Raw genomic sequence first — 11,751 nt, 5'->3', positions numbered from 1 at the left:
ATCGTCAAATAGTTCACTCTTATAGCAGAATTCAAGCTGCGCCGTGCGCTTCAACTGCACGGAGTGCGAAGTAAAACAGTTTATCTCTCTATCTAGAGACATAGATTGGCTACGTTAAGCGGAAATCGACAATATATCTAAAATAATTAGCTTGCGAGTATTAAGTTAAACTGAGCGCAAAATAAATGGGACAAGGTTTTTTACAAATCGGCTTGACACTGTGTCTTGTCATAGCGATCGCCCCTATATTGGGAAGATACATAGCGCGTGTGTTCATGGGAGCGAGAACGTTGCTTGATCCCCTAATGAATCCAATTGAACACAGCATTTATCTGGTAGCAGGTGTTAACAGAAAAGATGATATGACAGGCTGGCAGTATATCCGGGCGATTCTTGCCAGCAATCTTGTTATGGGTATTTTAGTTTTTGGTTTGATACATTATCAAAGATTTTTACCTTGGAATCCCAATAACTTCTTTTCCCCGCGTTGGCATACCTTACTACACACAGTTATTTCTTTTGTTACCAACACCGACCAGCAACACTATGTCCCAGAGACAACCCTGAGTTACTTCAGCCAAGTAGCAGCTTTAGGCTTTTTGATGTTCACCTCAGCAGCTACGGGGTTGGCGGTGGGAATCGCGTTTATTCGTGGGTTGACTAGCAAAAGGTTAGGTAACTTTTATGTTGACCTAATTCGTGGAATTACTAGGATATTACTGCCAATTTCGGTAGTTGGAGCGATCGCCCTTGTTTTATTAGGCGTACCGCAAACCATCGATAAACCATTGATTGTGGAAACGATAGAAGGAAGCACACAATACATTGCCAGAGGCCCTGTAGCTTCCTTTGAGATGATTAAAATGCTGGGTGAGAACGGCGGTGGTTTCTTTGCAGCGAATTCCGCCCATCCCTTTGAAAATCCCAATGGTGCGTCTAACTTAATCGAACTCATTGCCATGATTTCCATTCCCGCAGCCTTGATATTCACCTACGGGATGTTTGCCAAAAATCTCAAACAAGCTTGGCTGTTATTTTGGATGGTATTTACCGCTTTTGTGATTTTAGTTTGGGTGACAGTCAGTGGCGAACTGCAAGGAAATCCCCTCGTTAATGGCACATTGGGAGTAGAACTGCCAAATTTAGAAGGTAAAGAAGTCAGATTTGGAGTTATACAAACAGCACTGTGGGTAGTAACTACCACCGCCACAATGACTGGTGCAGTTAATGGAATGCTCGATTCCCTAATGCCTCAAGGATTATTTGCGACATTATTTAACTTATTTGTGCAGATTATTTGGGGAGGGCAGGGTACAGGTATAGCTTACTTGCTAGTTTACTTAATTCTCACCGTATTCTTAACAGGGTTGATGGTAGGACGCACACCAGAATTTTTAGGACGCAAAATTGAAAAGCGCGAAATCATCCTCGCCAGCGTTGTGCTGTTAATTCACCCCATCATGATTTTAATTCCCAGCGCGATCGCCCTAGCTTATCCCTTCTCCCTCTCAGGAATTACAAACCCCGGCTTTCATGGTATTTCTCAAGTAGTTTATGAATATGCTTCAGCCGCAGCTAATAACGGTTCCGGCTTAGAGAAACTAAATGATAATACCCTGTGGTGGAATTTAAGCACAGGGTTGAGTATGTTGGGTGGGCGCTATATCCCAATTATTGCCATCTTGCTATTAGCTGAGAATATGTCGCGCAAACCAGTCACACCAGAAACAGCGGGAACACTCAAAACAGATTCATTACTATTCACCACAGTGACAGCGGGCATAGTACTAATTTTAGGCGTATTGACATTTTTTCCCGTTTTAGCCCTAGGCCCCATCGCTGAAGGATTTAAACTAGCATCTGGCAGTTAAAAAAGTGCTGAGTTGAGATTGCTGTTAGCGGTAGCGGGGCGTTTAGCCCGTGCTGAGTTGGGAGTTGAGAACAAGAAATAATTCTTCCCCTGCCCCCCTGCCCCCCTGCACCTCTGCCTCCTCTGCCCCCTTGCCCCCTGCCCTGCCTCTATCCTCCCTTGCACTACTGAAGATATGAACCCAGTTGCACCTACCCCCAAATCCAAAACACCAAGAGCGCGTCCGAGCGATCGCCGCCAAGTGCGAAAAAAAGCCAAAATAAATAATCAAGTAATTTACATCAGAGCCATCAGGGATGCTTTTATCAAACTGAATCCCATAGTAGCTATCAAAAATCCGGTGATGTTTGTGGTGTGGATTGGCACACTGATTACCCTCGCAGTCACCATTGATCCCAACTTATTTGGCCCTACCCAACAGAGCAATCCCCAATTATTTAATGGTATCCTCACTGGGATATTGTTTTTTACAGTCTGGTTTGCTAACTTTGCCGAAGCCGTAGCCGAAGGACGGGGTAAAGCCCAAGCCGATGCGTTGCGATCGACACAATCAGAAACCATCGCCAAAAAACTCGCCTCCGACGGCTCAATCTCTGAGGTTCCTTCCACAAGCCTTCAAAAAGGTGACAACGTATATATCGTGGCTGGCGATATCATCCCTGCTGATGGGGAAGTGATCATGGGTGTCGCCTCGGTGGATGAATCTGCAATTACGGGTGAATCTGCACCAGTTCTCAAAGAATCAGGTTCAGATGTCGCTAGTTCCGTTACAGGTGGAACACGCATCATCTCTGACGAGTTAATCATCCGCGTCACAGCTGATCCCGGCAAAGGTTTTATTGATCGGATGATTAATTTAGTAGAAGGTGCAGAACGCAGCAAAACACCCAACGAAATTGCCCTCACAGTATTACTAGCTGTATTAAGCCTCATATTTTTGTTTGTTGTTGCTACCTTGCCAGCATTTGCCTACTACGTTCAAAGTCCTGTCAGTATCCCAGTTTTAATTGCGTTATTAGTAGCATTGATCCCCACAACCATTGGTGGCTTACTCAGCGCGGTCGGGATTGCAGGTATGGATCGAGTCGCCCAATATAATGTTATTGCTACCTCTGGACGAGCAGTGGAAGCCTGTGGCGATATCAACACTTTAATTTTAGATAAAACCGGTACGATTACCCTCGGCAACCGTTTAGCAGAAGAATTTATCCCAGTTAACGGTCATTCTATGCAGGAATTGGCTTATATTGCCCTGATAGCCAGCATATTTGACGATACACCAGAAGGCAAATCTATTGTGCGACTTGCAGAAAGATTAGGCGCTCGATTAGATTTTGATCCCCACCAAGCCGCAGCCGTGGAATTCTCAGCCAAAACCCGGATGAGTGGTACAAATTTAGTCAATGGACGGGAAGCTCGCAAAGGTGCAGTCGCAGCGATTAAAGGATTTGTTCTTTCCCGCAACGGCCGAGATACCCCAGAACTAGATGCTGCATACCAACGAGTTTCTCAACAAGGGGGTACACCTCTAGCAGTTTGCTTAGATCAAGAAATTTATGGTGTCATCTATCTCAAAGATATTGTCAAACCCGGCATTCGTGAGCGTTTTGCCCAGTTGCGTCGGATGGGTGTGCATACTGTCATGCTCACAGGAGACAACCACATTACTGCATCTGTAATTGCTCAAGAAGCCGGTGTGGATGATTTTATTGCCGAAGCCACACCCGAAGATAAAATCAGCGTCATTCAACAAGAACAGGCTGAAGGCAAACTAGTCGCCATGACAGGTGATGGAACTAACGATGCTCCCGCATTGGCACAGGCAAATGTTGGTGTGGCGATGAATACTGGTACTCAAGCTGCTAAAGAAGCAGCCAACATGGTAGATTTAGACTCTGACCCTACCAAACTCATCGATATTATCAGTATTGGTAAACAACTGTTAATTACCCGTGGGGCATTGACAACATTTTCTATTGCTAATGATATTGCTAAGTATTTTGCAATTATTCCGGTAATTTTTGCAGCTACTAACCTGCAAGGTCTGAATATTATGAATTTAACTAGCACAAATTCCGCTGTGCTATCGGCATTAATTTACAATGCTGTGATTATTCCTGCGTTAATTCCCTTAGCATTGAAAGGTGTGAAATTTAGACCCCTGACGGCTAATCAATTACTCAAACGCAATCTTTTGATTTATGGCTTAGGTGGTGTGATTGCACCGTTTATTGCGATTAAGCTATTAGATTTGGTGATTACAGCAGTGGGACTGGCTTAGAAAGGCAAAAATAAAAAGGCAAAAGTAAAATAAGAAAAAATTTTATTTTTTGCCCTGTTAGTAAGGAAAATTGGCAGATAAATATGAATAATGAGCCGAGAAATTTAATGCAGGCGATCGCCTATATTGGGTCACAACTGCCTAAACAAAAACTGGCGTTGATAATTCTAACTATACTTGGACTAAATTTAGGAATTTATCGCGGAGTTTATGCAGCTACCAATACCACATTACAAATTCAATTTACTTGGGCTTATGGTATTTTGGGGGCAATTATCTTAGGGCTAATATTTTACTTATTGATTGTGGTTTTTCAACCAGAACGCTTCTAAAAAATAAATTTAATCCTCAGTACTTTTTATGATAATTATTCGAGAAACCTTCAGAGCCATTCGTATCACTTTAATATTGTGGTTGCTAACGGCACTAATTTATCCTTTAGCCATCCTGGTTATCGGTCAAGGTTTATTTCCTTTTCAAGCTAATGGTAGTGTCATGCTGAATATAGATGACAAGCCTATTGGCTCGGCTTTGATTGGTCAAATATTCACTGACGATCGCTATTTTCAAGGTCGTCCTAGCACAATAAGATATAGCCAAGGCAGAAAGGCTAAACCAAATGGGATATCTGGTGGTAGTAATCTTGCTCCTAGTAACCCAGAGTTGCTCAACCGCGTGATTGAAAAAGCAAATGAATATCAAGAAGAAAGTATTCAACCAATTGAAGATTTAATTTATACCTCCGGCTCAGGTGTAGATCCACATATTTCTTTAAAAGCCGCCAGAGAACAAATAGCAAGAGTAGCTAATGCCCGTGGTATCAAAGAAGATGACATCATACCTTTACTAAATAAGTTTACTGATGGCAGATTTTTATGGATTTTTGGCGAACCAGGGATTAATATTTTGCGGTTGAATTATGCACTTGATTTGCAAGATATCAATCGTAAGCTCAATCAATGAAATGAAGTATGAAGTGTGAAATTAAATTTTTGGCTTTTATAGTTTGATAATTGCTAATTTTTAGAAGAATTTTCTAAAAATTAGCAATTATGTATGATACATACAGCAACTCTCAATCTAAAATCCAAAATGGTCTCAGGTGCAGCGATCAATTCTTCTTACCCAGTACGCCGAGGTAAACATAAAATCTTCATTGGGATGGCTCCGGGTGTGGGTAAAACCTACCGGATGTTAGAAGAAGGAACAGCGCTCAAACAAGAAGGAATTGACGTAGTTATTGGATTGTTGGAAACCCACGGACGTAAAGATACAGCAGAAAAAGCATCTGGGTTAGAAATCATTCCCCGTCAGGAAATTTCTAGAGGTGGGTTAACGCTGACGGAAATGGATACAGAGGCAATTTTACAGCGATGTCTACCCACAAGCAGCTATGGCTATAAGTCTCAATTAGTTTTAGTTGATGAACTCGCCCATACCAATGTCCCTGGTTCCCCACGAGAGAAACGCTACCAAGATGTAGAAGTAATTTTGGCTGCGGGTATTGATGTCTACTCCACAATGAATGTGCAGCATTTAGAAAGTCTCAATGACTTAGTAGCCCGAATTACTGGGGTAGTTGTCAGGGAACGAGTTCCTGATCGGATTTTAGAAGAGGCTGATGAAGTAGTTGTAGTAGATGTTACACCCGAAACTCTGCAAGAAAGGTTATTAGAAGGGAAAATTTACGCGCAGTCAAAAATCCAACAAGCCTTAGATAACTTTTTTCAGCGTCGTAATTTGATTGCTTTACGAGAATTGGCTTTGCGTGAGGTAGCAGACAACATTGAAGAAGATGCGATCGCCTCTACACCGAATGGACAATTTTGTAACATCCACGAGCGAGTTTTAGTCTGTATATCTACTTACCCAAACTCGTTACAATTACTACGGCGTGGTGCAAGACTAGCTAATTACATGAATGCGCCACTGTATGTTGTGTTTGTCGCTGATCCTGAGCGCTTCTTAAGTAAGGAGGAAAGCTTACACATTCACAACTGTGAAAAGCTGTGTCAAGAATTTACAGGTACTTTTCTGCGTGTTGCAAATGGTAATATAGCTCAAGCGATCGCCGAAGTTGCTGAGAAATATCGTATTACTCAAATTGTCATCGGAGAAAGTCAGCGATCGCGCTGGCAAATCCTCCTCAAAGGTTCCTTAACCCAAAAACTCGTCCGCTTATTGAAAAATATCGATATCCATATTATCGCTAGTGATAAACAATCTTCAGTTAAAATCTGAACATTATTCATTCCACAGTATCTCATGAAAGTTGAGACTATCAGCATTAAAAATATCAAAGTTCAGCAAAATCATATTCTAAAAAATATTCTTCATTTAGCATCTACTCCTAACCAAAATACTCCCCAAATCCAACAATTAACTGACACTTTAAACAAAATAGTTGCCACGATTGAACAGATTTGTGATAATCTGCAAATCACACCAGCGAATCTGACTAATTCATCTCGTAAAGCCTATTCCTGGTTCAAGTTTCTCACAGAAGAACAAAACTTAAAGCTTCATCTGATTGGCACTTACCGTGTGCAACAAATGACTCAACAAATTCTCTCCCAAGCAGGACAAGATGTAGTTGAAGTTATGATTGAATTCACAAATTTAGCCGGATTGTACCAAGGTAAAAGGTCTAGTAAAGTTGCTTCTCTTAAGATTAATGAAGGTTTTATTAATGCTTCCGAAGCAGTTTTACAAGCATTAGTCAGATGTATGCTATTGGGCAAAACACCAGCAAGTACTAGACTGATTCGAGAATTTGCCAGTTCAGAAGAATATAGTTCTGTTCTCCTAGATTTGGATTTAATTGCTGACGTAATTGCCGAAAATCCTCAAGGTAATTTTTATAATTTAAATGACTTGTTTGACAAACTCAACCATGAATACTTTGCTACTAATCTTGTCAAACCGCGGCTGACATGGAGTCAAATCAAAACCTACCGTAAATTTGGACATTATGAGCCAGCGAGAGATCGGGTAGTCATGAGTACAAGCCTTGATCACGTTAATGTACCCAAGTTTGTTGCTGAGTTTGTTTTATACCACGAATTACTCCATAAGTACCACGGCACAAAGTGGGTAAATGGTAAACGAATGGTTCATACCACCCAGTTTCGCACTGATGAGAGGAAGTTTAAATTCTACGCAGAAGCAGATAGTTGGTTAAAAAAGTTAGCTTCTCATCAGAGTTGATCAAAAAACTTTCGCCGGAAAAATCCCACCCCATCAAGGTTCCACACCTTTACTCCAAATTTAAGTATGTTTGGGGTTTTTTATGGAGATTTTAGTAGTACAATTGTTCTAGTGATAGACCTCTGAGCGATGCGTTGCCGACGCGAAGAAAAAACATATCAATAACTATGATGACACCATTACAGGGTATAGTTGCAACCCAAGTAAACTCTCAAACCATCACTCAATCGAAGTTTGAGCAATCTTCTGAACACAAAGCTAATCGCCCAAAGAGCGCTAAAATCGACAGTTTGGCTTTTCAAAGGCTCACGGATGTTACTAAGGCAATATTGCATCATGCCTTTTGGTTAGCAGAACAAAAACAACAGCTTTCTTTACGCGATTATAAACAGCTACTTTTAGATCATGGTTGGCAAGGTGAAGAAAAGCGCTATCTCAAGATAGCAGCAGCATTTGCGAAATTTTCACCTCAAGATGTCGCCCAAGTTGAACCGAGAACCATCTATCAGTTGGCAGAAAATAGCAAAAAGTACCAACAAGTCATCAATCGGTTACTGGACTTAAGCATTATCAATCAAGAGAGTGTGCGTTCTTTAATTAAAAAGCAGCGTACCCCTAAAACAATTAAGTCGGAAAAACCCAGTATTTGGCGACGGACAAAAAATGGTGGGAGATATTGTCAAATTCCGCCAATTCATGAACCTTCAGAACAGACGGGTGTAACTTTGCAACGCATGATGGATGAAGAAGGATTGAGCGCCCAGCATATTGTGGCAGAAGCGATCGCTCTCAGGCAAGCATATAAACAAGGGCAATTAGTCCACGCTGAAGATAACAATTAAATTTTCCGCGACAATAGAGTTGTAATTGAGCATAAGTGCGTAGACGCACACCACTCAACTATGACTGATACCAAAATTAAGAAAAAAGGCAAATCTTTGCCGCCAAAGCTCATCATCGGTTTGGGTAAGTTTGTTTGGACAACTCTTTGGCATATTATGATGTCCCGACTCGCCCCGCGTAATAAGTCAGGAGAATACATTCGTCCCGACAGCCAATTTAGAAATGTTGTTAGTCAAGCCGAAGCTAATATTTATCAACCAGCTACGGGACGTTACAAACTTTATGTTGGACTAGGTTGTCCTTGGGCGCACCGCACACTAGTTGTCAGGGCGCTCAAAGGGTTAGAAGATGTCATCTCAGTCACTACTGTTGAACCTTCTGCGGAGTCTGGGGGTTGGGTATTTACCAGCGAAGACGAAGGTTGTCAAACTCTGGCTGAATTGTATCAGCTTGCCCAACCTGGTTACACTGGGCGCAGTACAGTTCCGGTGTTATGGGACAAACAAACCAAAACCATTGTCAATAACGAAAGTGCAGAAATTATTGTCATACTGAACTCAGAATTTAACGAGTTTGCTAAAAATCCCACACTGAATCTCTACCCAGCAGAACTCAAAGAGAAAATTGACTGGTGGAACCAAAAGATTTATACAAGTGTTAACAATGGTGTGTATCGTTGTGGCTTTGCCCAAACTCAAGCAGCATACAACCAAGTTTGTGATGAACTGTTCGCCACCCTTGATGAAATTGACGCAGCCTTAAATACAAGCCGATATCTTTGCGGCAACAACGTTACCTTAGCAGATGTGCGTTTATTCACAACGCTGTTTCGGTTTGACATTGTGTATTATGGGTTGTTCAAGTGTAACCGCCACCGCATTCAAGACTATCCCAATTTAGGAGCCTATTTGCGCGACTTGTATCAGTTACCAAGTGTTGCAGGCACTTGCGATTTAGAGAGTGTCAAGCAAGACTATTATGGAAATCTTTTCCCGCTGAATCCTGGTGGGATTGTGCCGAGTGGCCCTGATATGGCATTTATGTTAAAACCACACAATCGTGAAACCATTGGAGTGCATTAGCCAGCACTTAAATTAGCAATGATTTCCAGGTATTTGCTTCAAAAGCATTTATTATGGTGTTGATAACACCTCTATTGCCAATTTCTTGTGGTTTCAAAATACACAGAAGTAGATATGGCTCAACCATTAGTAACGCTTGGTATCTGTACATACAACAGAGCCGCAAGTTTATCTCAGCACTCTCTTGCGGCATTAGAAAAGCTGACATATTCCAACTATGAAATTATTGTTATTGATGATTGCTCATCTGATAAAACTCAAGATGTATTGCATGAGTACAAAAAAAAATTAAATAGATTACAGTTTTTTCGTAATGACAAAAATCGAGGTATTTGTTATTCACGAAATCGGGTTTTAGAAAAATCTCAAGGAGAAATTATTGTATTTTTTGATGATGATGTCAGTATTTTTCCTAGCTGTTTAGATGAAATGGTTAAAGCATATATGCAAGACCCCGCAGCTTTGTTTGCTTGGGGAGGAGTATATCAATGCCACGGTTCACACGATAGTAATAAACTAACCTTTGGCAGTGGTAGTTTATTTTCTATGAGACGCATAGTTGCCAATCATTTTCGGTTTGATACTAATATTCGATATTTTAAAACTTATTGTTGCGAGGAGCATGAATTTGCTCGGAGAGTGCAACGCCAACCAGGAAAAATTATCCAAATTCCCACCGCTAAGGCAAATCATTACCAAGCTCCTGCTACAAATAGAGCATGGCGAGGTTTAGGAGGAGACCTAAATTATCTTTATGAAAAAGCTAAACATGGTTCTATCTTGAAGTATTACCAGTCTTTGTTAATTGGTATTCAATATACTATTTACTGTATTATCTTCAAGCATCAGGTTGAAAAAGATTACTATCAGCACTATTACAGAGAAGCAGTTCATTCATTTCATCAAGTACTGCTTCTTCTGAGAGATGGCAAGTTTTTAATTGCCAGTAAATATTTATTTAATATAATAGTTGATGTGCCGATTAGGGCATTGATTAAGCGCAGGATAGAAGCAAAACAGGCTGATAAATTTAGGCAATCATTTGCAGGTGCTGAGAATATAGATTTGCAGAGTGAATTTGTGCAGTATAGCAATTTCAATACAAAAGACAGTCGAGAGCTACTTGTAAATACAGAGAGAAATTCAATAAAATAGCTTAAACCGTGCTAACTGAACTTCTAAAGCTTTGATGAGAATTTTATTGAGTTCTGTACTATTTTTAAATGGCAAAATTTGTTGTGTAGGTAAGTCAAACGGAATTTTACCTTCTAACTCTGGGCGCTGCATGTGTGCTAACAAAATTTGTTCCGAGCGTTTACTTTGAATTGCATAACCAATTTCTATGCAAACATTGGGACTAGGAATTAATTGCTGATTTTCTTTACCATCGATGCTGGCTATAGGTGTAGTATCTGCAATAAACAATAGACTCTTACGGATTTTTCGCATCATAGTCCGATTTAATCGCAGAGTTCCATCACTAGGTCTATAAGATTCTACTAATGTTAAAGGCAGACGCGATCGCATATTCAAAATTTCCAAGCTTTTTTGCAATCCCTCTCGCAGGGCATCGCTTGCTGCGCCATACTCAGTTTGATAGCATAAAAAAATCGTTGGGTCTAATTGGGCTAATAATGCTTGTTTGGTGAAATAAATTTCATGACTGATCAAGTCAATATTAGCTACACAATAACCACCACTACCTTCAACATAAAATTCAATATTTTCCCCTTCCAAATAACGCTCAAACCAAACTGACTTTTTCACTACATCGCTATCTTCTAAAAAGTCTGCACGTAATGCCGATCGCAATAGACTTTTTTTACTAAGGCGAATGTCTGGTGGACGTTTTTCTAATTCTGCGATCGGTTCATAATCCTGAACATACCATGCTCTGAGCGCAATAATTGACATAAGGCGCTATTTCACTATTTCTGATTATTTAACTGTTTATTTAACTTGATACAAGCTTACACTGATTTCCCTAAACACAACAACACCCAAGCATCTACTAACTTCGATTATTTCCTCCTCTTGTTTCTTCTAGCCAGGGATGTAATCTATTTCACCACTCAAAACAAGCAATGAAAACCAGTTTACAGCGCCCCCTGATTCTCAATATTTGAGGAAATATCAGCGTTCGCGTTGGGTGTTGTTGTTTTTGAACGAGACAGACATGAACTCAACAGCTTTTTACCTCTTCTTTTATTGCAATCTTGCTGTTTGATCTGCCAGGGAAGCTTGGTCGCTTCATTTATTAGATTATCACTTGTAGATTGGCATGGATTTTTCTGCAACTAAACTTTACTTTTAAGTTCAAAATCAACAACTTAAAAGTCAAAAACTAGAAATGATAAGTATTGGCTTTGATTAATCAAATCACTTGTAAAATTTGGGAAATATTTTGCCTACTCAATTGTTGCCGTTGTTTAATAAATGCCAGGATTACTTTAGTAATCACTCCCTTT

Annotated in this window: 10 protein-coding genes; 9 read left to right on the top strand and 1 reads right to left on the bottom strand. The window is 40.4% G+C overall.

Annotation, left to right across the window (positions count from 1 at the left end; all coding sequences use genetic code 11):
- Positions 1 to 185 precede the first annotated feature (185 nt).
- From kdpA to AC504W_RS19105, 9 genes are all read left to right on the top strand, one after another.
- Positions 186 to 1,871, top strand: a complete 1,686-nt coding sequence (gene kdpA, locus AC504W_RS19145; RefSeq protein ID WP_494873828.1) for a potassium-transporting ATPase subunit KdpA — start codon at positions 186 to 188, stop codon at positions 1,869 to 1,871.
- Positions 1,872 to 2,045: 174 nt separating this feature from the next.
- The gene (gene kdpB, locus AC504W_RS19140; RefSeq protein ID WP_494873827.1) at positions 2,046 to 4,151 is read left to right on the top strand and encodes a potassium-transporting ATPase subunit KdpB; all 2,106 of its coding nucleotides are present in this window, start codon (positions 2,046 to 2,048) and stop codon (positions 4,149 to 4,151) included.
- Positions 4,152 to 4,234: 83 nt separating this feature from the next.
- Positions 4,235 to 4,483 carry a potassium-transporting ATPase subunit F gene (locus AC504W_RS19135; protein WP_494873826.1) on the top strand — a complete coding sequence of 83 codons (249 nt, stop codon included), beginning with the start codon at positions 4,235 to 4,237 and terminating at the stop codon, positions 4,481 to 4,483.
- Positions 4,484 to 4,511: 28 nt separating this feature from the next.
- A complete protein-coding gene (gene kdpC / locus AC504W_RS19130; RefSeq protein WP_494873825.1) occupies positions 4,512 to 5,114 on the top strand; it encodes a K(+)-transporting ATPase subunit C in 603 nt (200 codons plus the stop codon).
- A gap of 129 nt (positions 5,115 to 5,243) precedes the next feature.
- A complete protein-coding gene (locus tag AC504W_RS19125; protein WP_494873824.1) occupies positions 5,244 to 6,392 on the top strand; it encodes a universal stress protein in 1,149 nt (382 codons plus the stop codon).
- Positions 6,393 to 6,416: 24 nt separating this feature from the next.
- Positions 6,417 to 7,358, top strand: a complete 942-nt coding sequence (locus AC504W_RS19120; protein ID WP_494873823.1) for a M48 family peptidase — start codon at positions 6,417 to 6,419, stop codon at positions 7,356 to 7,358.
- 167 nt (positions 7,359 to 7,525) lie between these two features.
- Positions 7,526 to 8,200: a hypothetical protein gene (locus tag AC504W_RS19115; RefSeq protein ID WP_494873822.1), complete on the top strand. Its 675-nt coding sequence runs from the start codon at positions 7,526 to 7,528 to the stop codon at positions 8,198 to 8,200.
- Between the two features lie 60 nt (positions 8,201 to 8,260).
- Positions 8,261 to 9,283: a glutathione S-transferase family protein gene (locus tag AC504W_RS19110; protein WP_494873821.1), complete on the top strand. Its 1,023-nt coding sequence runs from the start codon at positions 8,261 to 8,263 to the stop codon at positions 9,281 to 9,283.
- Positions 9,284 to 9,397: 114 nt separating this feature from the next.
- Positions 9,398 to 10,438, top strand: coding sequence for a glycosyltransferase family 2 protein (locus AC504W_RS19105; RefSeq protein ID WP_494873820.1), 1,041 nt, complete (start codon positions 9,398 to 9,400; stop codon positions 10,436 to 10,438).
- On the opposite strand, the gene AC504W_RS19100 is transcribed toward AC504W_RS19105, so the two are convergent.
- Positions 10,427 to 11,197: a hypothetical protein gene (locus AC504W_RS19100; protein ID WP_494873819.1), complete on the bottom strand. Its 771-nt coding sequence runs from the start codon at positions 11,195 to 11,197 to the stop codon at positions 10,427 to 10,429. The two genes, AC504W_RS19105 and AC504W_RS19100, sit on opposite strands and share 12 nt — an antisense overlap.
- Positions 11,198 to 11,751: the final 554 nt, after the last annotated feature.

The sequence above is a fragment of the Nostoc sp. C96 genome (genome assembly GCF_059384975.1).
The sequence above is the reverse complement of the archived record's forward strand: the minus strand, read 5'-3'. Positions and strand labels throughout refer to the sequence as shown.

Bases quoted from the DNA above. Each gene is read 5' to 3' on its own strand.
- AC504W_RS19115 (WP_494873822.1), top strand. From the start codon at position 7,526: ATGATGACACCATTACAGGGTATAGTTGCAACCCAAGTAAACTCTCAA.
- AC504W_RS19120 (WP_494873823.1), top strand. From the start codon at position 6,417: ATGAAAGTTGAGACTATCAGCATTAAAAATATCAAAGTTCAGCAAAAT.
- AC504W_RS19105 (WP_494873820.1), top strand. From the start codon at position 9,398: ATGGCTCAACCATTAGTAACGCTTGGTATCTGTACATACAACAGAGCC.
- AC504W_RS19100 (WP_494873819.1), bottom strand. From the start codon at position 11,197: ATGTCAATTATTGCGCTCAGAGCATGGTATGTTCAGGATTATGAACCG.
- kdpC (WP_494873825.1), top strand. From the start codon at position 4,512: ATGATAATTATTCGAGAAACCTTCAGAGCCATTCGTATCACTTTAATA.
- kdpB (WP_494873827.1), top strand. From the start codon at position 2,046: ATGAACCCAGTTGCACCTACCCCCAAATCCAAAACACCAAGAGCGCGT.
- kdpA (WP_494873828.1), top strand. From the start codon at position 186: ATGGGACAAGGTTTTTTACAAATCGGCTTGACACTGTGTCTTGTCATA.
- AC504W_RS19135 (WP_494873826.1), top strand. From the start codon at position 4,235: ATGAATAATGAGCCGAGAAATTTAATGCAGGCGATCGCCTATATTGGG.
- AC504W_RS19110 (WP_494873821.1), top strand. From the start codon at position 8,261: ATGACTGATACCAAAATTAAGAAAAAAGGCAAATCTTTGCCGCCAAAG.
- AC504W_RS19125 (WP_494873824.1), top strand. From the start codon at position 5,244: ATGGTCTCAGGTGCAGCGATCAATTCTTCTTACCCAGTACGCCGAGGT.